This window comes from Blautia coccoides (assembly GCF_034355335.1).
Lineage (GTDB): Bacteria > Bacillota > Clostridia > Lachnospirales > Lachnospiraceae > Blautia > Blautia producta.
In genome coordinates this window covers 3,397,632-3,417,660 of the sequence record NZ_CP136422.1, presented here as the reverse complement: position 1 = coordinate 3,417,660, position 20,029 = coordinate 3,397,632, and the positions used below count along the sequence as shown (strand labels likewise).

Here is a 20,029-nt window from a genome sequence, read left to right as displayed (position 1 = left end):
TTTTTTCTATCATAACACTACTTTTTTGTCGGTTCAATCATCCGGAAACGAGAGAGGGCTTTAAGGGAACGAAAATATGTTCATTCCCTTAAAGCCCTCATTGGTACCCGTAAGTATATGATGTTATGGCATTAGGACACCAAATACCACATAGTTTCGGCCATCAACAGATTCATTGCGTGTGATGATCCTGCCGTGGTAGCGCTCCGTTATACGCATAAGATTGTACAGGCCGAAGCCATGCAGCGCAGAATCCTTTTTTGTTGTAGTCCCTTTGCGGAACAATTCCATAAATTCTGTATTTGACAGAGCGGCGAAAGGATTGGAAACCAGCAGTTCCGTATACTTTTCACACTGCCGGCTTTTGATATAGATCACATCTTTCCCGGAAGAAGCTTCAATCGCATTATCCAACAGGATTCCAAGGAGTTCGATCCATTCTGTTTCCGGTACTGATCTCTTTTTAAAGAGGCCATGAAGTTCCATCTCCATACGGACACCGGAGGCTTCGGCCTGCTTCATTTTGCCGAAAAGCATTCCTGCAATGATCTTGCTGTCGCATAATAACAGCTCCTGGTCATTGGGATTTATGCCGAGACCTTGGGTGAGCAGAGATATATTTTCTTTTGCTTCTTCCAGTGTATTTGCCGAATCAATGGCTGTTTCAATGGCAAGCAGACGGTTATTAAATTCATGCTGTCTTGCCCGGACCTGAGAGATCAATTCTTCTACGATTGGTACATACTGCTCTATCATGTGGATATGTCTGCGCTCTTGTGCTCTGCGCTGGTCGAAAATAAGCAAGACGCTGTCCGCCGTAAGAAGGATCAAAAGAAGGGAAGCGGTTATTCCCATGTGTGCCGAAAAAGCTGTGACATCAAAGGAAAAAACAGTGAGTGTCATGATCATGAAAATGGCAATACTTGCAGAAATAAGCCGGACAGTGAAGCTGCCTGATCGGAGCGCACGCTGTAACCAGGAGAAAACCGGGGTAAAGAGTAATATAAAAATAAATAGAACAGACCCAATGCGGCTTCCCATAGAAAGCAGAGGGCCGTCTGCCCCCAAAAGGGCAAAAAAGGCTACATTTATGCTGCGCACAGACAGGTAAACAGAGAAAGCTGTCATGGTTCCACAAAAAACGAAGCCGTTATCCTCTGCGCCATAGAATAAGCTGTTAAGTAAGAGTACGCCAAGCATGAGAAACAGCAATATAACGGTATTGTCTGCAGGCGCCAGTTCAAAGCCTGATAAAGGAAATAGGATATGGAATTCGTTCCCTGCTGTGATTACGGATCTCGATGCCATACAGACCACAAAAAGGACAGGAAAGAGAAAGAGGTCTTTCCTTTTTGCCGTATGCCGTGTGCGGAAAACAGACTCACAGCAAAGGGTAAGCATAGCGGCATCTAAACAAAGCTGCAGAACAATTATGATGGTTTCCATGATCCCTCCCATAATACAGACTGATATTTATTTCCGATGGGGATCGTTTCGGGAAAGTGCCTTAGTATAATTTCCCGTTTGGTCTTGTCTATTTTCTGGATGTATGCGGTATTTACCACATAACTTCTATGACACTGGACAAAGAAGGGATCCTCCAGAAGCGACAATATTCCGGCCAGTGTGTAACCGGAAATAGTGTCAGATTTTCTACCAAGCGAGGAGCTGTTGGTGTGGATCATAACCTTTTTTCCAAATGCCTCTATATAAGCAATCTCCGGCACACGGTATTCCAGGATGAACTGTTTTTGCTGAAGCCGAATGGTTTTTGCAGAAGGGCTGATCCGGTCCGACAGTCCCAGGGCATCACAAAAGACAGACTGAAACTCAGTCTCGTGAAAAGGCTTTATAAGGAATCCGTAACATTTCACATCCCGGTATGCTGACAATTCTTCGCCTGCTAAGGCCGTTTCAAAAATAATGGGTGTATATTTATATTCCGGCAGTTCCCGAAGCTGTTTTGCAAGATGGGTTCCTTTATAATCTTCCAACTGTATATCAATGATGAATAAAGTGACGGGGTTGGACCTGGCGTATCCCAGCGCTTCCCCTGCTTCGGAAAACGCAGTGATGTCTAAGTCAGCCGAAATATTTTTAATGTACTGCCGTATACGTTTGACAGCAGATTCATTGTCTTCAACTAATAATATTTTTTTCATCTGCTTCATCCCTTCTCAGGCTTTGGGGTATTAATATTATTATTTAATATACTTTGTTTCTCGGGAGAAATCAAGAAATATAGTGGTTAGTGTAAATGAGAATATTTTATTTGAACCATGTCAGACTGCAGTTTCCGGTACTTTATGAAGTTATTTTACGGAACACCTCAATAAACTTTTCCGGTTCTTCCATGTTGGGAGAATGAGCGGAATTTGAAAATGAAAAGAATTCTTTATTGGGAGCCTCAATAGATTCCAAATATTTTTTCGCAAGAACGCTTGAAACCATGTAATCATAGTCACCTTGAACAATATAAAACGGAATTTCAAATTTTGCAGACGATGTAAAGAGATCGTCTTCTAAGACGGTCGGAAACAGATGCACCATTGAAAAATCAGCACCGAGAAACCAGTTCACCTTTTCGATCATTGTATATCCCTTAAACACAAAGAGCGATTTAGGTATGTCAGTGGGAGAAAGCCCTTGGTGTAAGTGCCCGATCCCGTATTTATTCAGCATTTTTGTCCTGCCTTTTACTAGGTAATCAAGCTGTGGGAAGCAGTGGTCATACGGATTATACTTTTCCAGTTGTTTGATCACATCCTGATCATGTATTTCCTGTGCATGCTTTCGCATAAATTCATAGGCCAATCGTTCCGATTCCACTTGATTCGTCACCTGACCGATACCAACATACGCAAGGTAATCCTCAGGATATTTCTCTATGGTTTTGACGCCAAGGTATGATCCCCAGGAGTGGCCAATGAGGTATATTTTATCTTGTCCAAAGCGGGATTTCAGGTATTCGGTCACCTGGCGCGTATCCTCCACCATTTGCTCTGCCGTCATAGTGGAGGGATCCGTTGATTTATGATATGTCATTCCCGAACCGCGCTGCTCCCAGTAGCAGACTGTAAAATACTTTTCAAGGCGTACCTCTTTTTCTAAATAGGTAATAAACTGCAGCATCGGTGTGCCGGGGCCGCCATGAAGATACAGTACAATTGGATTTTGGGAATTCTCTCCCCGAATAAACATACCTTGTCTGATCCCATTGACATCAATCCATACTTTTTCTGATATAGAACCTTGAATCTTATTGCCCTGCGTATCTTTTAACGGCGGAAGCTTGCCGGGACTGTTGATAAAGACGATAAGTAAGCTTATAAATATGATCCCGATAATTAAAAATAACATGATGAATGTTTTCTCCTTTTATGAGGTGCCTTTTTATGATATACCTTTACGTGTTCCACTATTTCACATCTGACAAAAAGCCGGTCACGGCCTTTGCTAATGTCATAAACATGTTGGAGATATCTCCTGAACCATCAGGCCCTTCTGCTGTACCGGTTGCGGCGCTTTGAGCAATTCCGTCAATGAAGCTGTTTATAAACATGACAATGGAGCGGATGGGGATTTGTGGGTGAAAAATGCCTTTTTCAATATTGTTTAAGACATACTCTAACACCCTATTTTGTGCATACCCAAGACTTTGCTTGAATTTTAACTTAGGGAAAAGGGCAGCTCTCTTTTCTATATCGTAAGCATAGAAAACGGTTAATTCAAAGCAGGTTCTGCCGCCGACAGATGTTAGCAATTCTTCAATATACCTGCCGATGGCAATAATGCATTCGGAGACGATTTCTTTTTCTGTCAGCTCCGAGTGTAACAATGTGTCAATGTTCTGTTCCAATAAAGGGCAGGCAGTGATACTGTTGATATAATCTACATAGATGTCATCCAAACTTGCATAGTAATGATAAATGATCCCCTGGCTGAAGCCGGCTTTTTTGATAATGTCACGCATAGTTACGGTATATAACGGTTTTTCTTTTAATATCTCACCGGTACATTCCAGAATATATTTTCTTTTCTCTTTTAGATATTCTTCTGTGACTTTCGGCATATAGTGTTCCCCCTGTTTGCAAAATGACGCTGTGTCAATTTGAGTATAGATCATGTCCATACAGTTGTCAATATAAAAATGACATGATGTCAATTTGAATAAAAAAGAAATAAAGAAAAAACAGCAAGAATTGTGAAAACTCTTGCTGGTATTTATGGATAAGAATATCATGGGACTGCCCCTTTTTGCCGGATATGAGACACAGCAATCCTTTATTAAAGGAATAAAGAAACAGCGCAATAAGCAAGCAAAAGAGCCATGATCATATTTACTGTTTTTGTGTGTTTCGAGAAGAATTTGCAAAATGCCGATCCGAACAAGGCCCACACAAAAGAACCGGAGGCACCGATTAAAGATAATATAACAGTAAACCCTATCAATGCCGAAAGGGAATGATAGACCGGCAGAATATAAAGCGACATTGCGGTAATTGCATAGATGTAAATTTTAGGATTGGCAAATTGCAATACCATGCCGGAAAAGAAGCTGGCCTCTTTTCCGCCGTCTGCATTTAGTTCAGAAGAACTTTTCCAGACTTTCCACGCAAGGTACAGCATATAAGCAGCGCCTAATATCTGCATGACAATTTTTACTTTGGGGAGATACGAATAAAGCGTTGCGCTAAAAGCGGTACAAACAGACATAACCACTGTAAATCCGGCCAGTATGCCAAGGTTGAAACGCACACTTTGCAAAAACCCCAGTCGTATTGCATTACTCATGGAGAGAAGATTGTTTGCGCCTGGTGTGTATGCTGTAATAAAACAGTAAATCAGAAAATCATATAAATGTAACATATTAACCTCCGTTTTCATTTAACAATAATAAATAGTCACAATTCTCTTTCTTTTGCTTTTTTTGAGTTGAAATCACAAAGAAATTTCTTTCCTCTTTACAAACATAAAGTAAAATTGTATAATGATACAAAATGGTTATTATAATGCACTGGTACGATATAATAATACGACTAGTGCAGTATACTGTCAAGAGGAGGCGGAAACTTTTTGGATTCAATGAATATGATTGTGGCTAAAAATATTAAGCGGCTGCGTGAAGAGAATAAATTAAGCATGGACGAGCTTGCAAAGCTGAGCGGTGTCAGTAAGAGTATGCTTGCACAAATAGAACGTGGGGACGGGAATCCGACAATATCCACATTATGGAAGATTTCAAATGGAATGAAAGTACCGTTTGACGCTTTGACCGTTCGTCCGAAGAGTCCCTATGAGATTGTAAAAACATCAGAAGTTCAGCCTTTGCTTGAAGATGGCGGAAAAGTAAAAAATTATTCCATTTTCCCCGACGATGAAAACCGCAGGTTTGCAGTATATTATCTGGAATTAGACGAGGGCAGTTATTGGGAGTCTGAGCCACACTTAAAGGGGACCACTGAATTTATTACAATCTTTACAGGGAAGATTGAAATTTATGCTGACGGTCAGAATTTCGTGATCGGAAAGGGCGAGAGCATACGATTTAAAGCGGATACGGTTCATTCGTACAAAAATGTGGGGAATGAATCGGCTGAATTACACATGATACTTTTTAACCCCTGACAGTATCGTTTGAAAATCAGTGCTTTGACACCAAAAAATGTCAGCCGGGACTTTCAGCCTGCGGCCGGTGCCGACTATGGTGCGGCGGGCTTCAGCACTGTAAAGAAGTCTAAAGTTACGGAGGAAAATACATGAAACTACGGGATAGTTATACATGCCCATTGGAATTGACGCACGATATTATCCGCGGAAAATGGAAGCCCATTATATTATGGCAGTTGGGGAAAGCTCCGGCTTCCCTTTCAACTTTGCAGAAGGATATCGCCGGAGTTGGACAGAAAATGCTGTTGCAGCATTTAGGGGAACTGCAGAATTTTGGCATGGTACAAAAAGAACAGTATGAGGGCTATCCCCTTAAAGTAGAATACTCTCTCACGGATAAAGGAAAACGAATGGTAAGGATTATTGCCGCTATGCAGGAAGTTGGAATTGAGCTGATGATGGAGGACGGTAAGGAAGAATTTCTGAAAAACAAAGGTCTGCTGTAGATACACACAAAAAAGTGTGTAATGTACAAGAGCTTCTTGTCCTGTTAGAATAAAATAAAAACAGGAGAAGATTTATTATGATGAATAATCCAGAGCAGACCATAGGAAATATGGCAGATAAATGCAGTACAGTTTTTATCAGTTATATTGATCAGGAGGGATTTCCGATCACAAAGGCGATGTTGAAGCCCAGGGTTCGGGAGGGAATCAATGTATTTTGGTTTCACACAAATACATCTTCAAACAAAGTGAGATTTTTTCGTGAAAATCCAAGAGCCAGTATTTATTTTGTAAACCAGCGTTTCTTTTGCGGAGCAAGTTTGGCCGGAACTGTAGAGGTATTAGAGACAAAAGAGGCTAAGGAATTGTTATGGCGGGAAGGTGACACCATGTATTATAAAGAAGGTGTGACAGATCCTGATTATTGCGTTCTGAAATTCACAGCCATAAGAGGGAGATATTATAGTAATTTTCACTCAGAGGATTTTAAAATTTAATATTTTGTATGATAAACAGCAAGAACAGGCAGGCTGTCAATGGCAGGTAAATGGGTTTCCGCTCAACATTGACAGCCTGCCTGTGTCTATACAGTCTATCCGAATGGTGCACAAAAAGAGAGGAAATGTTCTGCCTTATAAGATATAATGAAACGACCATAATGAAGAAAGGGGCAGAAGCATGGAGTGGAATGAGAGATTGCAGTTGATCATTGATTATGCAGAGGACCACCTGCAGCGGAAACAGGGACCGATGGATCAACAGGAAGTATCAGAGCTTGCCGGGTGTTCCTTTGATTCTTTCCAAAAGGTATTTTTCTATATGAATGGTATCAGCTTTTCAGCGTATATCCGTTCCAGAAAACTAACTTTAGCGGGCCATGATCTAAAGAGCACAGATAAGAGGGTGATTGATATCAGCTATCAATATGGGTATGATTCCCCTACGTCTTTTACAAAGGCATTCCGGAAATTTCATGGAATGACGCCAAAGGAAGCCAGAAGCGGGGACAGGCAGTTACGGGTTGTGCCGAAAATGCAGGTGGTTTGAAAATGCAATGATACAGCTTTGATAGCTCATACGACAGAGCATTTGAGCAGGTATGGATACCAATAACAGATTGGAAAAGAAATATAAAACAGGAGGAAAGGCCTATGGATTTACCATTTCGCATAGAAACGAGAGACAGCTTTCGTGTTATCGGTTACTCGATACAGACCATAAACCGGAAAGGAGAGGGGAGAAAAGCCATTCCTTTACACTGGGCAAAAATAAAGAAGCATGGATTTGAAAAACAATTGATGGAATCAGCAGATCAGGAGCCTTACGGATTATTGGGCATAAATATTTATAACACGGACCAAAAGGATTCCAGAAAATTTGCATATATCATTGCGGTTCCAAGTGGCCGTGATGTGTATGACGGGCTGTCAGAATACATCGTGCCGGCCGGAACCTGGGCAGTTTTCCCTTGTACGCAGGAAACTATAGGAAAAACAGAGGCTCAGGCAATCATGAAATGGCTTCCAAAGTCCAAATATAAACCGTTAAATAAAGGTTATATTACCGGCAGGATGAAATCAGGGGCACCGGATATTGAATTCTATGGAGAAGACGGGAAGGCTGAAGTATGGATCGCGGTCAAAGAAAAATAGCAATATGATTCACTTCTATCGGAGGCTTTTATGTGTGCCTGAAAAAAATTAAAAAATCTATTGACTCTCACGTCACGTCATAGGCTAGGATAAAGTTATCAAGAACAGGGAGGAAAAACAGATGAGGACAGTAAAAGAGGTTTCAAACCTGACAGGTATCAGCGTACGCACGCTTCACTATTATGATGAGATCGGATTGTTAAAACCATCCGTTCTCACTGAGGCGGGATACCGGCTTTATGACGATAAAGCCCTGGAAACTTTACAGCAGATACTGTTTTTTCGGGAGCTTGATCTGCCATTGAAACAGATCAAGCTGATTTTAGAAAATCCTGCTCTGGATAAAGAACAATTATTAACTGGCCAAAAAAGAATGCTGGAATTAAAAAAAGAGAGATTGGAACGAATCATTGCTAGCATTGAAGACATTTTGAAAGGAGATAACAAGATGGATTTTGGAATTTTCAGTAAAGCAGATATGGAACAGATGTACCGTGATATAGAGAGCAACATGACAGTCGAACAAAAGGAAATCTTCGTAAAAGAATATGGCAGTATGGAAGCATTTCGGAATCATTTCCTGGATAATGCGTCCAGCGAAGAGGCACAGAAAAATTTGGCTAAAGTGGTGGAATGGTATGGGGATAAAGAGAGCGCAAAAAATGCTGCCACAAATCCTGATAATGCGAAAATCGTTGCGGCCTATGGGAAAAGACTGGACCAGGTAACAAAAAAATTGGCAGCCAAGGCGGGCAGTGACGTCAATACGCTTGAAGTGAAAGAAATAGTGGGAGAGATGGACTTCGTGTCCAAACAGCTTTACCAGATGGAAGATGTCACTGCATTTATGCTGGATATGGCAGAGAAATATGTAAATAATGTGGAAATGCAGAAACAGTTGGATGCAGTGTACGGAGAGGGCAGCACTCTCTTTATCGGGCAGGCTCTGCAGAACTTTTATAAAACTGAAAAGTAAGGCATACGAAAGAAAAATGGAATAGAAAGATCCATGGAAAAGCATTACTGCTAAAGCAGGACTGCCTGTTAAAAACAGTAATGCTTTTTCCTTCTTTTGGAAAAAATGTACTATGAGAAATCGCGATTGTGCCTGAGGGAGTCTGTGGTCAATAAGGGGTGGTTACTGTTAGGGTTTTCATTGGAGATGATATAATCGATTACATACTTGTCTCCTATAAAAAGTCCATTGCAAATGAGAGGTGATTTTATGGCTATGTGGAATCCATGGCGCGGCTGTCATAAATACAGTGAGGGATGCAGATATTGTTATATTCACAAAGGTGATTTGAGAAGGGGTGTTGACACCGGCAAAATTATAAAAACAGACAAATTTTACGCTCCTGCTGCAAAGAATAAATCGGGCGCATACAAAATGAAATCCGGGCAGGTAGTTTACCTTTGCTTTTCCACGGATTTCCTGATCGAGGAAGCGGATGCCTGGCGGGAGGAATGCTGGCAGATGATCCGGAATCGTTCGGATCTTCATTTCATTTTTCTGACCAAACGGATTGAGCGGTTCCGGGACTGCATTCCAGATGACTGGAAGGACGGGTATGAAAATGTAACGGTTGGATGTACCGTAGAAAACCAGGACCGTGCAGATTACAGATTATCCATATTCAGGGAGCTTCCTATCAAGCATAAAAATATTATATGCCAGCCCTTGATCGAAAGAGTAAATCTGGAACCCTATCTGGAAGAAGTTGAATTAGTGGTGGTCGGCGGAGAGTCTGATAAAATGGCCCGTCCTCTTGACTATGACTGGGTTCTGGATATCCGGGAACAATGTATTTCTCATGAGGCTCATTTTGAATTCCGCCAGTGCGGAACCCATTTTATAAAAGATGGGAAGACATATACCCTCAATGTACGGGATCTGTGCAGTCAGGCAAAAAAAGCGAATATTAATTTTTAGGGGAAAGCGGTTATTGCAGTATTTCCTCAACAGCTTTATCTAAAAAGATTTCTCCGTCTAAGTGCTCTAATTCATGGCAAAAGCATTTTGCCATTTCATCTTCGCCGGTGACTAGAATTTCTTTTCCGTATTCATTTTGCGCTTGAATGATAACTTTTTGAGGGCGGATAGTTTTAACAAAACGGTTTGGAAAACTAAGGCAGCCCTCGATACATTCCTGAACGCCGCTGCATCCGATGATTTTAGGATTTACCAGCTTGAGCAGAGTATCACAATAATCAATCACAACTAACCGTTTTAATACCCCTACCTGGTTAGCTGCTAAAGCTGCTCCATTTTCAGTTTTATGTAATGTTTCAAGCATATCGTCCAGAATCTGTCGGGTTTTGTCATCAATGACTTTTACTTCTTTACATTTTTTTCTCAATATGGGGTCATTATCATACCGAATGTTCCTTGCTGCCATTTTTATCCCTCCTGCTGCTGTCAGCTCTTGATTTTCGCTGGCTTTCATCAAATAAAAAAACCTCTTCGATAGAACGATCAAATATCTTTGAAATGTCATGTGCAAGCCAGATGGATGGCTCAAATTTTTCTGTTTCTATGGCATTGATCGCCTGTCTTGAGGCTCCAACCATTTCGCCTAATTGTTCCTGGGTCAGCCCCTTTTGTTCCCTTAATTCCTTGATCCTATTTTTCATTTAAATCCTCCCATCTATCGGGTTTACCTTACATACAGTATACTCGACGTTTTGTGTAATGTCAACCTTACAAATGCTTTTTCCAAAATCCAAAGAAAACCTATCCGAATGGTGCACAAAAAGAGAGGAAATATTTTGCCTTATAAGATATAATGGGAGAATCACAGTCAAAGAAAAATAGGGAGGAATTGGTGATTATGGATAAGAAGATAGAATTTCAGGATTTTATTGCTACAGTCCCAGCAGAGAATCAGGATTTTGTGAAGGAGCTGCATGACAAATTAATGGACTATGGATGTAAGATAGAGATTAAGACGGCAAAAAGCGGTTATATGGTTTCTTACACATATAATAAAAAGACAGTTGCCAATTATGTGTTTAGAAAAAAGGGAATGCTTGTGCGAATTTACGGAGTTCATGTAAATGACTATGAAAGCGTGCTGGAAACACTGCCGGATGAAATGATACACACCATTCAGAAAGCACCCATATGTAAACGCATGGCGGATCCGGATGCCTGTAATCCAAAATGTTCGATGGGGTATGACTTTTGGCTGAAGGGCGAACACTGTCAGAAATGCCGCAGCAGCGCCTTTCTGTTTATGGTCTGCCCTCAAAACAATCCATGGATCCGGACCTTATTATTACATGAAGTAGAAGCATGGGAAAAATCTAAATATGAGCAGTAGGATTCAGGCAATATTTTTCTATAAAAACTTACTAAATTTCTGATTATCTTTTCATAAGTTGGTAAATGCCGATATATCCCGTATTTTAGGGCTTTATCGGTATTTTCTTTTTGGAAGATACCTTGCATAAGCTGGCATTTACCAGCATGAAAATGCAACCAAAAGTAGTAAATGAGTAGTAAATATAAGCTCCGATATTAGCAAGCCAGTCTTTCCAGCTCCGCTTTTGCAGATTGAAATGTACCGTGTGCGTAATAGCCAAGTGTCATGGTTATGTTAGCGTGTCCCATGAGATATTGCAGAGTATTTGGGTTCATTCCTCTGTTTGCCATATTTGTACAGTAAGTATGTCGGAATGAATGTGGTGTGATGTTCGGTAACTTGTCCGTGTGATACTTGTTATACTTCTTAATCAGTCCTCGCACCATGCCCTCATAGTTTCCTGCAATTTTAGGCAAGCCCTCACGGTTCAAGAATAGGAAATTGCTGTAACCATCTACAATCAGCGGTTGTGCCTTTCCTCTGTTCTTTAGTATTCTTTGGATTGCTTGATAAGCCCGTTCTGTCAATGGAAGTTCTCGTTTTCCGTTTTTGGTCTTTGGCGTTTCAATATAGTAGCCGATTTCGCTATCTTTCAATAGTTGGTGGTCTATATTGAGTATTCTGTTCTGCATATCAATATGCGTCGTCAGTCCGCAAAATTCAGAAATACGAAGTCCCGTTTCCAGAAGAAGTACAACCTCATCATAATACTTACTGTAAATCTTGTCCGTTTCCATAAAGGCAAGCAGGCGTTCTTCCTGCTCTGGTGTAAGGATAACTTTCTGCTCCGTATCATCTTCCAGAACATCACTTAGTTTAAATTCAAATGGGTTCTTTCTGATACAGTCGTCTTGTATCGCCATGTAAAATGACGCTTTCAAGGAACGCTTATAGTTATCAATCGTTTTATAGGCATATCCTTTTTCACTCATTCTGATAGCCCATTCTTTAGCGTCCGACTGTTTGACGGTATCAATCGCCCTCATACCCAACGGGTCATTTTTCAGAGCGTTCATAAGATACTGTCGTCCTTTTTCAGTAGCCCTCTTGATGTTCTTTCTTTGGCTGTTCTTCTTGTCATAGAGCTGGCAGACTGTCATTTTACCGCCGACTGTGTCGATACCGTCGTTAAGGTCTTTTTTTATCTGTGCTTCTTTTTCCCTCAACGATATATCATCACGCTTTCCAGCAGGTGTCTTGTCTGTCGGTACAAGTTTCCAAGAATAGATAAACTGTGGCTTTCCGTATATATCGGTATATTTATAAACGTATCTTCCGTCTTTTCGCTGGCTCTCTCCATTACGCAAATTGCGATTTTTACTGTCTTTCCGTTTCACATTAGACATAGTGTAAAGCTCCTTTCCGTCATGGAATGAGCCGTGATACGCTATACCTTATTATACCATATCTACGGCTCAATGACATTAGATTTCGTCCAATGTATCTATGATTTTTTCAAATTGTTTTCGCTTAATCTGAATACGATTACCGTTCACGATAACCCAGCCAGCGTCAAGATTTTCTTCGGCTAATTTACGCAATTTCTTTTCGCCAATACGGAAGTATTTGGACGCTTCTTCAATCGTCAGCGTATATTTTTCCCAGATAGGCACATCAGTATTGTTCATAATCTATGCACCCCCTTTACTGTGTGTCATTTTTTACAAGCAGGCAGACGGCTTTGGAAAGCTCCGTTAGTATCTCAACTATTCCCATTCTTGTGGGCAGAACCGCACCATGCGGACGTATCATTATTCTGTGAGGATAGGTCGTGGCAAAACGACTTTTCCAACAGTCGCTCTCGGATCACTGCGTGGGTCGCTCGCTTTCTTCTGGAAAGGTCGTGGCGTACAGTCCCCGTGGCTCTCTATCTCACAAACGTATCTGTCTGCTTTATTCAGTTTTCAAAGAGCTGTGGCGAAAGCATGTTGCTTTCATGTAAAAGCAGGTGGCAGAGCAGGAAAGAGGGGATTGAACAAATCATGCTCTGCGGTTACTGCTTGTTATTCTTCTTCGATTTCTAAGGCAATCTCAAACCCTAAAATCATTTTGATAAGTGCTTCTCTGATAAGTCCTTTCAATTCCATATCTACAACGATATAGACATTTCCATATTCATCATAGAGAGGACGCAGACAGCACTTTGATATGTACGGGTCATAAAATGCCAGTATCTTTTCAATCGCTTTTTCGTCCCCGTCCATAGCCTGCGAAAGCAAGTAGTAGGACGGCTTCTTAAATTTGTGTTTCATTTGCTATCGTTTCTCCTTTAATAGTTTTCTCATAAGTGCCAATGAATTGTGGCGGTTCTGAAAAACTCCGCTTCTGGAAATATTTTGCTTTTTTGCGATTTCTTCATTGTTCATTTCCAAAAAGTAATACATCAGCAAAGTTTCTCGATTACGTTCGGATAACTGTTTCAAGGCTTCTGCCAATTCATCATCATAGACACGAATATCATTACCGCATACGTTGAAAATCGTATAATCTGTTTCGTAGTCGTCCCAGACAGCCAGCTTTTCCACAATGATTTCTGGAAGTTCACAAAAAGAAATTTCTTTCTCTTTTCTTCGCTTCAATCCTTGCTGGTAGTCTTTAACAACATGACGGACAACTTTCTTCAAACAACTTTCAAAACGGCATTGAACAGTTTTCTGGAAGTCAGACGGTTTCATCAATCTCACCCCCTTTCCGTTATGACGTGAAAAGTGTTTATCCCTCTTTCCGCACCATATAGGGAATAGCAGGTGTGATTTGTTAAGTTGATACCAGAAAAAATCGAAAAAACTTTTTAAGAAAACAAAAACAGCCCGTGTGAATGTAAGTACACAAACGGACTGCTTTATAAATGCTATATATATGAATTTTTAATTCTTGTAAAGGGTATGATGATTGTAAGACTAGACAGAAATAATTATCCAGTTGAGAACGGCGAAGCGTTCTTCCGTATGCAATCATGGTGTAGCCCCCTTTAGCAGAGCTATACCTTGAAGCACAAATGAAAAAGGACAGCTCTGGTTATATCCAAAACCGCCCCGTTATTATTTCAAGACGCACAAAAGTATATCATTTTAGAACGGTTTTTTTTATTTTCCGTTACAATGACACCTTTTGAGTTATCACTGCATAATATATGCATTTATAACACATTCTAATTACATAACATGAGGTATAAACTCATGCTAGGTGGTTTAATATGAGAAAAACAAAAGAAACACATACTTTTGATTTCAGACCGTTAGGGCTGGCAATCAGAGAAGCCCGTGAAAGAGCAGGGCTGTCACGTAATGATTTAGGCAACAAGGTATTCTATGGAGAACGCCATATCGCTGATATTGAAAATGTAGGTTCACACCCAAGTTTTCAACTATTCCATGATTTAGTTACCATGTTCAATATATCTGTTGATGAATATTTCTATCCGCCAGAAAAAGTGGATAAAAGCACAGCTCGCCGTCAGATAGAAACAGCACTTGATTTATTGAGTGATAACTGTTACAACGCATTTTATTTGATGCCATAATTTGCAGAATTCGGAAAATTAAAATATCCCATTTTTAGCCTTGTTATAACGGTAATAATTTTTTCTATTACTGTTATAACAAGGATTCCAGGGGTTCGGGGATGGAAGATCCCCGTATTATTTCTGCACTATTTATTTTTCTGAAAATGGCATATTATAATGTGCTGATCAACATGATAACGAATTGAAAATTATTCAAGGTACGATTGACGGTATCTTGAACAGCAGAGAGAGCAAGAAGTAATCAGCTTCTTGTTTTCTTTTTGTCTTTGACACTTTTATTTGCTGATCTGCTTCGCAGGTAACAAATAAAAGCCGACAATCTATAAGTTACAATAACCTACAAATTATCGGCTCTGCGTCTTTGCGTCTGGCTCTTTGATAATAGTTACTTTTCCATACTTTATATTGATTAAAGTTTCCATTTTGCACTTTGGACAGAACAAAGGAAAATTTACAAGCTCCGTATCTTCTCGTACTTTAGTTCGTGTCTTATTATTGCAAATGGGACATAATACCCATGATTGTTTATCCAAACAAACACCACCTTTATTTTAAAAGTTCATCATAATACTTCGCATTCCCCGTTGAATAGTAATTGTAAAAGGCAGTAATTTTCTTATCAGAATATACATTAAGGCTCTTTAAGATATTTTTTGTCCATTCTAATGAACCTGCTGAACTTGCTGTTACTAAGTTTCTGTCTAAAACAGAATTAGAACAAATATATAAGCTCTGTCCTGCATAGTTTTTTGAAAAGAAATTTAGATATTCCAGAGAATTGCTTGTATGTTTAAATTTATCTAATATACCATAATCAGCAAGTGCAAGCGTTGCCCCACAAATAGCACCGACTAAAATATTGTTATTCAAACATTCTTGTGCTTTTCTCAATATTTCTTGATTTTCTTTATTTCCCCAAGCAGAAGAACCCGGCAAAAGTAAAGCTGTAGTAGTGCTGAAATCAACTTCTGATATAGTATAATCTGGAATAATAGTTAATCCGCCTAAAGTTAAGATAGGCTCTTTATTAAAAGCAACTGTCTTTACTTCAAATTCTTTTGTTCCATTTTTTAATAATTTTTCCATACTGAACGCTTGTAAAATATAACCAATTTCACATTCTGCCATGTCGTTCAATAAATATACATATACTTTTTTCATTTTTACATCTCCTTATATTTTCTTCATAAGGAAATTATATAGCAGGAATAGTGACAAATGTATGTCACTATTAAATAAAATTTTTCTTTATTTTTCCAATATGGATTAATACCTTTTCTTTGTATTTTTGAGGGGATAATATTTTTACTTTATCGCAAAGTCCCAAAAGGATTGAAAATGTCATAAAATCATTTTCTTTAATCTCAATTTCTCTTATAAAGCAGTCATTGACAGTTTCAATTATTTTCCCTTTAAAGTATTCATTAACTAAAGTATCAATTTCTTGTTTATAAGATAGAGTAACAGTAATATTTGTCTGGTTGCGTCTTTTTTCAAAATCAGATAAAAGATTAGCTATATTATCTTCAGTTTGAAAAAGTTCTTTTGTTAAAGAAATATTTTTCATTCTTACCACTTTGAATAAGTGATAATCTTTTTTAGAAGTATCATATCCAAAAGCATACCACGAATACCACTTGTAATATGTGTGAAGTGGGTTTAGAAAAACTTCTTTTGTGTTTCCTGCCGAATTAGTATATATAAACTTTATAGTTCGCTGTTCTTTTATCGCTTTATTGATTAAGTCTACGCATTTCATAATGTGTGGGTTTTCCGTTACCACAGAGAAATCAACATCTGGAAGTGCATTGATATTAACATCACTATAAAGATGTTTCATTTTCTCGTAAGTTTCAATGACCTTGTTATTTCCGTAAACAGTCCTTAGACTATTTAATGCAAGCAAAATATATTCTTTATTGTTGCTGTCAATAATTTTTTCATCAACCTTAAAATCTTTATTTATTGCATACCCACCCTTTACACCCAACTCAGAATAAATCGGAATACCAGCAAGTGTTAGTGTATCAATATCTCTTAAAATCGTTCTACGAGATACTTCAAACTTTTGTGCTAATTCATTTGTTGTTACACATTCTCTATTTATCAAATAAAAGATTATTCCTATCAGACGTTCTATTTTCATAATTTCAGTCCTTTAACGGTTTTCTTTGAAATTATGTAAATATATTCCTCTGGTGTAGGGCGTTTATTTCCAAAATACTTTTTGAAATTTGCCTGCACTTCTGGGTCGGTACTATTCATGGCTTCATCAATCGTCGCTTCAATATCAGCTCGTACATCAGCCAATGATACACCGCCAGCCTTTGCACCAGCTTTTAATGCCTTTTTTATATCTCGTTTTTTTAATCCCATCATTTACAAAGTTCTCCTAATAGTAATAAATGGCTCAATATACTTTTGTATAAAATCTATACGGTCGAATATTGTTGGCTTAAAATATGATGTAACTGCTATCACTATATTTTCTAATGAATTTACATATATAACATTCCCACTATTTCCTATGGCTGCATATACATTTTCATTCACAATCCACCAAAGATACCCATAAGACATATTTCTAAATTCTTCTCCGCATTTATAATTTGGTTTTGTTATTTCTTCAATCCATTTAGATGATACAATTTGTTTTCCATTATGAACACCTTTATCTAAACAAAGTTGTCCAATTTTCGCCATATCTATTGCAGAAAAGCATAAACCATATCCAGCCGTACCTATTCCTTTTGGGTCACAAAACCATATATTTTTTTGCGGTTCTTTACATATAGTAAAACGTTTATGTTCTTCGGCAGTTTCCGCTAAATAATTTATATGTTTTTCTACTCTAATAGGTTCAAATAAAAACTTATTTGCAAAGTCCACGACTTTTAGACCACTCGTTTTTGATATAATACCAGTTAGTATATGTATGCCTAAAGTTGAATATTTGAATTGTCCAGTCAATCCTTTTCTTCCGCCTAGAAAATCTAAAGCTGAAACCGTCCAATCATCACTTGAACAAATTTTAGTCCACGGTTCATACTTATACTTATATGGTGCAGTCATAGTCAGTAAATGTTTGATTGTAACTTTTTGAATTGTTTTTTCTCCTCTCTTAATTTTATATTCAGGGAAAAAATCTAATACGGGTTGGTCTATGCTTTTTATAAATCCTTTATCAAGTGCTATCCCTACAAGTAATGCTACGATACTTTTGGTGGCAGACATAACATGACAAGCATCTCCTTTTTTATAATTATTCCATTCATCAGAATAAACTTCTTTACCGTCTTTGTAGCATGATATTTGACAGATATTAGGCTGTTTCTCTTTAATAAAATCGTGTAGTTCTTTTCTATTCATAGTATCAATCTCATCTCCATTTCACGTTATAGTGTCTGAAACTTCTATTCACAAAAATTTTAATCTTTGATGTATACCTATTTCTTTTTTACTGGATAATAAATTTCAGTTATAAGTTCATTTTCGTTTGAAGTTTGTGTCAAATCGGTAATATAAACTTCATAAAGCGGACCATTATTTTCATAACCGTTCTGCTCTGCCCATTCACATTGTTTCGCATAAATAGAAGGCAAATTAGAATATCCGCCATGTAAAGTTGTTTTTAAGCATAATCCGGGGCGAAAATCTCGAGTTCCCGTAACAAATTCTTCTACTGGAATAGCAAATTCTGTGTCCAAACCCAAAGGAGTAAACTCATCACTATGATAAAGTACCATAGGTGGAGCATTGACAGTTAATTTGTCATGTTGAATTTTTCTTAATATTGAATTAAAACAACAAGCGTATTGTTCTTCCATTTCAAACTTATAAACCATTTTACGAACAGAAACCAAATACATAGTTGGTATTTCAACAAGTTGTACATCAATCTTATTCAAATAAGACATGATTGATTTTCCTTGTTTCAAAACTGCTATATCCTCATTTAATTGTTCTGTAATTTGTGAATATATCTGTATTTGCTTTTCTAATTCTGCCTTTTTCTTATAAAGCTCTATGGATAATTTTTCATTTGGTATTTCTTCTGATGTAATAATCGCTTTGATTTCTTCCAAAGAAAAATTATACTGTTTTAAACGGTTTATAAGTAACATAGTTTCTAATTGCTCAATGGAATAATATCTATAACCATTCTCTTGATTGATTTTACTAGGATTTATAAGTCCAATTTCATCATAATAACGAAGTGTTTTTGTAGAAACTTTACATATCTTTGAAAATTCACCAATAGATAACATAAATATCCTCCTCTCAACTTACTTCTATTCTCATGTTATACCTTGACGTAAGGGGAAAGTCAATGCAGTAATTTTATCCACTATCCCTTACTTACACCTAAAATAACATGATAAGAAATGAATTTCCAACTTTTTAGTAGTTTCTGACAAAGGCTTATACGCTACTAAAAAGTAGTATACAAACCTTTGTCTAGCTTATTATCCTACAATCTTCCAGTTGCTATCCCTATGTAACACAAGCTCGTATTGTGATACCTGCGTAGCCTTTGTCTGATTATCAAGGAATTTTACGGCAACCTTGACTTTCACATTGTCCCCGTCCTTTGTAAAGATAGGGTTTATCAGTTCAGAATAAAGGTAGTCCCTGCCAATAGGTTCAAGGACATTTCCTGCCACATAGTAAGCAAGTTCCTTTTCCGTTGCGGTCGGGTAGAGCTTAAAGAATGTTTCCAGAAATGCGGTAGCGTCATTTGTGGTATCAGCGTCCACGCTTGAGTCTGCTTCTGGCGTTTTTGGCTCATAGGCTGATTTTTCGATTGCTGGTGCAAGGGTAGGGTTCTGAACGATTACCATATCCCCGTCAGCGTCTACATGGACTTTTACAGTATAGGTTGCCTTGACATTGCTTATCTGTTCTCCCTCTTTTATCTGCTGATCTACTTCATAGGTAGCAGAAAAAGTGTCTGTTCCCGACTGCTCGATATGCCACACAATCACATCTGTTACCGTAGAACTGGTCGGTATATCCGTTCTAATGGTATCTACATTTAAGTCCTGCAATTCCTTTGTCAAATAACTGTTGATTGCCTGCGTCCTTGCTTCAATCGCTTCTTTACTGTTATTCCATGAGTAATAGGACTTCGCAAAGTTCTTCACGAAATTTTCTATCCCGTTGGTGTCCTGCAAGCGAAGCTCAATGATTTCTTTTTCATGGGTGGTGTGCTGGTCGATAGCGGTAAAATTCTTATACACCCCGAAACTCACGCTTGCGATAAGCACCACCCACAACGCAATCACGGTTTTCTGATGTGTGCCTACCTTGACAGTACGCACCTTTTTTTCTTTGATATTTTCTGTCAGTTTCTTATTTTTCTTAAACATA

At 38.5% G+C, this 20,029-nt stretch carries 28 protein-coding genes; 10 read left to right on the top strand and 18 right to left on the bottom strand.

Annotation, left to right across the window (positions count from 1 at the left end; translation table 11 throughout):
• Positions 1-123: 123 nt before the first annotated feature.
• From BLCOC_RS15330 to BLCOC_RS15310, 5 genes are all read right to left on the bottom strand, one after another.
• Positions 124-1,446 carry a sensor histidine kinase gene (locus tag BLCOC_RS15330; RefSeq protein WP_242998959.1) on the bottom strand — a complete coding sequence of 441 codons (1,323 nt, stop codon included), beginning with the start codon at positions 1,444-1,446 and terminating at the stop codon, positions 124-126.
• Entirely contained in the window at positions 1,431-2,162 is a 732-nt protein-coding gene (locus tag BLCOC_RS15325) for a LytR/AlgR family response regulator transcription factor (protein WP_115622674.1), read from the bottom strand. Before BLCOC_RS15325 ends, BLCOC_RS15330 begins: the two co-directional genes overlap by 16 nt.
• Positions 2,163-2,304: 142 nt before the next feature.
• Positions 2,305-3,360 carry an alpha/beta fold hydrolase gene (locus BLCOC_RS15320; RefSeq protein ID WP_226827921.1) on the bottom strand — a complete coding sequence of 352 codons (1,056 nt, stop codon included), beginning with the start codon at positions 3,358-3,360 and terminating at the stop codon, positions 2,305-2,307.
• A 58-nt stretch (positions 3,361-3,418) separates the two neighbouring features.
• Positions 3,419-4,072, bottom strand: a complete 654-nt coding sequence (locus BLCOC_RS15315; protein ID WP_029468886.1) for a TetR/AcrR family transcriptional regulator — start codon at positions 4,070-4,072, stop codon at positions 3,419-3,421.
• Positions 4,073-4,287: 215 nt separating this feature from the next.
• Positions 4,288-4,869: a LysE family transporter gene (locus tag BLCOC_RS15310; RefSeq protein ID WP_029468887.1), complete on the bottom strand. Its 582-nt coding sequence runs from the start codon at positions 4,867-4,869 to the stop codon at positions 4,288-4,290.
• 216 nt (positions 4,870-5,085) lie between these two features.
• On the opposite strand from BLCOC_RS15310, the gene BLCOC_RS15305 reads away from it, so the two are divergent.
• From BLCOC_RS15305 to BLCOC_RS15275, 7 genes are all read left to right on the top strand, one after another.
• Positions 5,086-5,628, top strand: a complete 543-nt coding sequence (locus tag BLCOC_RS15305) for a helix-turn-helix domain-containing protein (RefSeq protein ID WP_018598116.1) — start codon at positions 5,086-5,088, stop codon at positions 5,626-5,628.
• A gap of 131 nt (positions 5,629-5,759) precedes the next feature.
• The gene (locus BLCOC_RS15300; RefSeq protein ID WP_018598117.1) at positions 5,760-6,116 is read left to right on the top strand and encodes a winged helix-turn-helix transcriptional regulator; all 357 of its coding nucleotides are present in this window, start codon (positions 5,760-5,762) and stop codon (positions 6,114-6,116) included.
• An 80-nt stretch (positions 6,117-6,196) separates the two neighbouring features.
• Positions 6,197-6,613 (top strand): pyridoxamine 5'-phosphate oxidase family protein, encoded by a 417-nt coding sequence (locus BLCOC_RS15295; protein ID WP_029471672.1) that lies wholly within the window; start codon positions 6,197-6,199, stop codon positions 6,611-6,613.
• Between the two features lie 181 nt (positions 6,614-6,794).
• Positions 6,795-7,163 carry a helix-turn-helix transcriptional regulator gene (locus BLCOC_RS15290; protein WP_115622671.1) on the top strand — a complete coding sequence of 123 codons (369 nt, stop codon included), beginning with the start codon at positions 6,795-6,797 and terminating at the stop codon, positions 7,161-7,163.
• A 104-nt stretch (positions 7,164-7,267) separates the two neighbouring features.
• Complete coding sequence (locus tag BLCOC_RS15285; protein ID WP_115622670.1) at positions 7,268-7,768, top strand: GyrI-like domain-containing protein; 501 nt, start codon at positions 7,268-7,270, stop codon at positions 7,766-7,768.
• Between the two features lie 121 nt (positions 7,769-7,889).
• Positions 7,890-8,744, top strand: coding sequence for a MerR family transcriptional regulator (locus tag BLCOC_RS15280; protein ID WP_018598121.1), 855 nt, complete (start codon positions 7,890-7,892; stop codon positions 8,742-8,744).
• 249 nt (positions 8,745-8,993) lie between these two features.
• Positions 8,994-9,701, top strand: a complete 708-nt coding sequence (locus BLCOC_RS15275; protein ID WP_115622669.1) for a DUF5131 family protein — start codon at positions 8,994-8,996, stop codon at positions 9,699-9,701.
• A 10-nt stretch (positions 9,702-9,711) separates the two neighbouring features.
• On the opposite strand, the gene def is transcribed toward BLCOC_RS15275, so the two are convergent.
• Positions 9,712-10,167 (bottom strand): peptide deformylase, encoded by a 456-nt coding sequence (def, locus tag BLCOC_RS15270; protein ID WP_115622668.1) that lies wholly within the window; start codon positions 10,165-10,167, stop codon positions 9,712-9,714.
• Complete coding sequence (locus tag BLCOC_RS15265) at positions 10,142-10,402, bottom strand: helix-turn-helix transcriptional regulator (protein ID WP_115622667.1); 261 nt, start codon at positions 10,400-10,402, stop codon at positions 10,142-10,144. The genes def and BLCOC_RS15265 overlap by 26 nt, the downstream gene beginning before the upstream one ends.
• Before the next feature lie 197 nt (positions 10,403-10,599).
• On the opposite strand from BLCOC_RS15265, the gene BLCOC_RS15260 reads away from it, so the two are divergent.
• The gene (locus BLCOC_RS15260) at positions 10,600-11,091 is read left to right on the top strand and encodes a hypothetical protein (RefSeq protein ID WP_115625410.1); all 492 of its coding nucleotides are present in this window, start codon (positions 10,600-10,602) and stop codon (positions 11,089-11,091) included.
• Between the two features lie 197 nt (positions 11,092-11,288).
• Here the strand turns inward: BLCOC_RS15260 and BLCOC_RS15255 are convergent, their stop codons facing one another.
• The 4 genes from BLCOC_RS15255 to BLCOC_RS15240 all read right to left on the bottom strand — a co-directional run bounded on the left by BLCOC_RS15255 (position 11,289) and on the right by BLCOC_RS15240 (position 13,808).
• Positions 11,289-12,479, bottom strand: coding sequence for a site-specific integrase (locus BLCOC_RS15255; protein WP_115622665.1), 1,191 nt, complete (start codon positions 12,477-12,479; stop codon positions 11,289-11,291).
• A gap of 78 nt (positions 12,480-12,557) precedes the next feature.
• Positions 12,558-12,761: an excisionase gene (locus BLCOC_RS15250; protein WP_002347229.1), complete on the bottom strand. Its 204-nt coding sequence runs from the start codon at positions 12,759-12,761 to the stop codon at positions 12,558-12,560.
• A 375-nt stretch (positions 12,762-13,136) separates the two neighbouring features.
• Complete coding sequence (locus BLCOC_RS15245; protein WP_115622664.1) at positions 13,137-13,385, bottom strand: helix-turn-helix domain-containing protein; 249 nt, start codon at positions 13,383-13,385, stop codon at positions 13,137-13,139.
• Positions 13,386-13,388: 3 nt separating this feature from the next.
• Complete coding sequence (locus BLCOC_RS15240) at positions 13,389-13,808, bottom strand: RNA polymerase sigma factor (RefSeq protein ID WP_115622663.1); 420 nt, start codon at positions 13,806-13,808, stop codon at positions 13,389-13,391.
• Positions 13,809-14,329: 521 nt separating this feature from the next.
• On the opposite strand from BLCOC_RS15240, the gene BLCOC_RS15235 reads away from it, so the two are divergent.
• Complete coding sequence (locus BLCOC_RS15235; protein ID WP_115622662.1) at positions 14,330-14,656, top strand: helix-turn-helix transcriptional regulator; 327 nt, start codon at positions 14,330-14,332, stop codon at positions 14,654-14,656.
• Positions 14,657-14,840: 184 nt separating this feature from the next.
• Complete coding sequence (locus BLCOC_RS15230; RefSeq protein WP_416387590.1) at positions 14,841-14,900, top strand: hypothetical protein; 60 nt, start codon at positions 14,841-14,843, stop codon at positions 14,898-14,900.
• Positions 14,901-15,003: 103 nt separating this feature from the next.
• Here the strand turns inward: BLCOC_RS15230 and BLCOC_RS15225 are convergent, their stop codons facing one another.
• The 7 genes from BLCOC_RS15225 to BLCOC_RS15195 all read right to left on the bottom strand — a co-directional run bounded on the left by BLCOC_RS15225 (position 15,004) and on the right by BLCOC_RS15195 (position 20,028).
• Positions 15,004-15,192: a cysteine-rich KTR domain-containing protein gene (locus BLCOC_RS15225; RefSeq protein ID WP_115622661.1), complete on the bottom strand. Its 189-nt coding sequence runs from the start codon at positions 15,190-15,192 to the stop codon at positions 15,004-15,006.
• A gap of 13 nt (positions 15,193-15,205) precedes the next feature.
• Positions 15,206-15,820: a DJ-1/PfpI family protein gene (locus BLCOC_RS15220; RefSeq protein WP_115622660.1), complete on the bottom strand. Its 615-nt coding sequence runs from the start codon at positions 15,818-15,820 to the stop codon at positions 15,206-15,208.
• A 70-nt stretch (positions 15,821-15,890) separates the two neighbouring features.
• Entirely contained in the window at positions 15,891-16,805 is a 915-nt protein-coding gene (locus BLCOC_RS15215) for a helix-turn-helix transcriptional regulator (RefSeq protein ID WP_115622659.1), read from the bottom strand.
• Positions 16,802-17,038 carry a hypothetical protein gene (locus tag BLCOC_RS15210; RefSeq protein WP_115622658.1) on the bottom strand — a complete coding sequence of 79 codons (237 nt, stop codon included), beginning with the start codon at positions 17,036-17,038 and terminating at the stop codon, positions 16,802-16,804. The genes BLCOC_RS15215 and BLCOC_RS15210 overlap by 4 nt, the downstream gene beginning before the upstream one ends.
• On the bottom strand, positions 17,039-18,028 hold the full coding sequence (locus BLCOC_RS15205; protein ID WP_115622657.1) for a serine hydrolase domain-containing protein: 990 nt from the start codon (positions 18,026-18,028) through the stop codon (positions 17,039-17,041).
• Between the two features lie 77 nt (positions 18,029-18,105).
• Positions 18,106-18,927 (bottom strand): MerR family transcriptional regulator, encoded by an 822-nt coding sequence (locus tag BLCOC_RS15200; RefSeq protein ID WP_115622656.1) that lies wholly within the window; start codon positions 18,925-18,927, stop codon positions 18,106-18,108.
• Positions 18,928-19,125: 198 nt separating this feature from the next.
• Complete coding sequence (locus BLCOC_RS15195) at positions 19,126-20,028, bottom strand: conjugal transfer protein (protein WP_115622655.1); 903 nt, start codon at positions 20,026-20,028, stop codon at positions 19,126-19,128.
• Position 20,029 lies beyond the last annotated feature (1 nt).

Bases quoted from the DNA above. Each gene is read 5' to 3' on its own strand.
- BLCOC_RS15295 (WP_029471672.1), top strand. From the start codon at position 6,197: ATGAATAATCCAGAGCAGACCATAGGAAATATGGCAGATAAATGCAGT.
- BLCOC_RS15220 (WP_115622660.1), bottom strand. From the start codon at position 15,820: ATGAAAAAAGTATATGTATATTTATTGAACGACATGGCAGAATGTGAA.
- BLCOC_RS15205 (WP_115622657.1), bottom strand. From the start codon at position 18,028: ATGAATAGAAAAGAACTACACGATTTTATTAAAGAGAAACAGCCTAAT.
- BLCOC_RS15320 (WP_226827921.1), bottom strand. From the start codon at position 3,360: ATGTTATTTTTAATTATCGGGATCATATTTATAAGCTTACTTATCGTC.
- BLCOC_RS15210 (WP_115622658.1), bottom strand. From the start codon at position 17,038: ATGATGGGATTAAAAAAACGAGATATAAAAAAGGCATTAAAAGCTGGT.
- BLCOC_RS15200 (WP_115622656.1), bottom strand. From the start codon at position 18,927: ATGTTATCTATTGGTGAATTTTCAAAGATATGTAAAGTTTCTACAAAA.
- def (WP_115622668.1), bottom strand. From the start codon at position 10,167: ATGGCAGCAAGGAACATTCGGTATGATAATGACCCCATATTGAGAAAA.
- BLCOC_RS15275 (WP_115622669.1), top strand. From the start codon at position 8,994: ATGGCTATGTGGAATCCATGGCGCGGCTGTCATAAATACAGTGAGGGA.
- BLCOC_RS15300 (WP_018598117.1), top strand. From the start codon at position 5,760: ATGAAACTACGGGATAGTTATACATGCCCATTGGAATTGACGCACGAT.
- BLCOC_RS15305 (WP_018598116.1), top strand. From the start codon at position 5,086: ATGAATATGATTGTGGCTAAAAATATTAAGCGGCTGCGTGAAGAGAAT.
- BLCOC_RS15310 (WP_029468887.1), bottom strand. From the start codon at position 4,869: ATGTTACATTTATATGATTTTCTGATTTACTGTTTTATTACAGCATAC.
- BLCOC_RS15265 (WP_115622667.1), bottom strand. From the start codon at position 10,402: ATGAAAAATAGGATCAAGGAATTAAGGGAACAAAAGGGGCTGACCCAG.
- BLCOC_RS15285 (WP_115622670.1), top strand. From the start codon at position 7,268: ATGGATTTACCATTTCGCATAGAAACGAGAGACAGCTTTCGTGTTATC.
- BLCOC_RS15245 (WP_115622664.1), bottom strand. From the start codon at position 13,385: ATGAAACACAAATTTAAGAAGCCGTCCTACTACTTGCTTTCGCAGGCT.
- BLCOC_RS15235 (WP_115622662.1), top strand. From the start codon at position 14,330: ATGAGAAAAACAAAAGAAACACATACTTTTGATTTCAGACCGTTAGGG.
- BLCOC_RS15255 (WP_115622665.1), bottom strand. From the start codon at position 12,479: ATGTCTAATGTGAAACGGAAAGACAGTAAAAATCGCAATTTGCGTAAT.
- BLCOC_RS15325 (WP_115622674.1), bottom strand. From the start codon at position 2,162: ATGAAAAAAATATTATTAGTTGAAGACAATGAATCTGCTGTCAAACGT.
- BLCOC_RS15330 (WP_242998959.1), bottom strand. From the start codon at position 1,446: ATGGAAACCATCATAATTGTTCTGCAGCTTTGTTTAGATGCCGCTATG.
- BLCOC_RS15290 (WP_115622671.1), top strand. From the start codon at position 6,795: ATGGAGTGGAATGAGAGATTGCAGTTGATCATTGATTATGCAGAGGAC.
- BLCOC_RS15260 (WP_115625410.1), top strand. From the start codon at position 10,600: ATGGATAAGAAGATAGAATTTCAGGATTTTATTGCTACAGTCCCAGCA.
- BLCOC_RS15280 (WP_018598121.1), top strand. From the start codon at position 7,890: ATGAGGACAGTAAAAGAGGTTTCAAACCTGACAGGTATCAGCGTACGC.
- BLCOC_RS15240 (WP_115622663.1), bottom strand. From the start codon at position 13,808: ATGAAACCGTCTGACTTCCAGAAAACTGTTCAATGCCGTTTTGAAAGT.
- BLCOC_RS15195 (WP_115622655.1), bottom strand. From the start codon at position 20,028: ATGTTTAAGAAAAATAAGAAACTGACAGAAAATATCAAAGAAAAAAAG.
- BLCOC_RS15315 (WP_029468886.1), bottom strand. From the start codon at position 4,072: ATGCCGAAAGTCACAGAAGAATATCTAAAAGAGAAAAGAAAATATATT.
- BLCOC_RS15250 (WP_002347229.1), bottom strand. From the start codon at position 12,761: ATGAACAATACTGATGTGCCTATCTGGGAAAAATATACGCTGACGATT.
- BLCOC_RS15215 (WP_115622659.1), bottom strand. From the start codon at position 16,805: ATGAAAATAGAACGTCTGATAGGAATAATCTTTTATTTGATAAATAGA.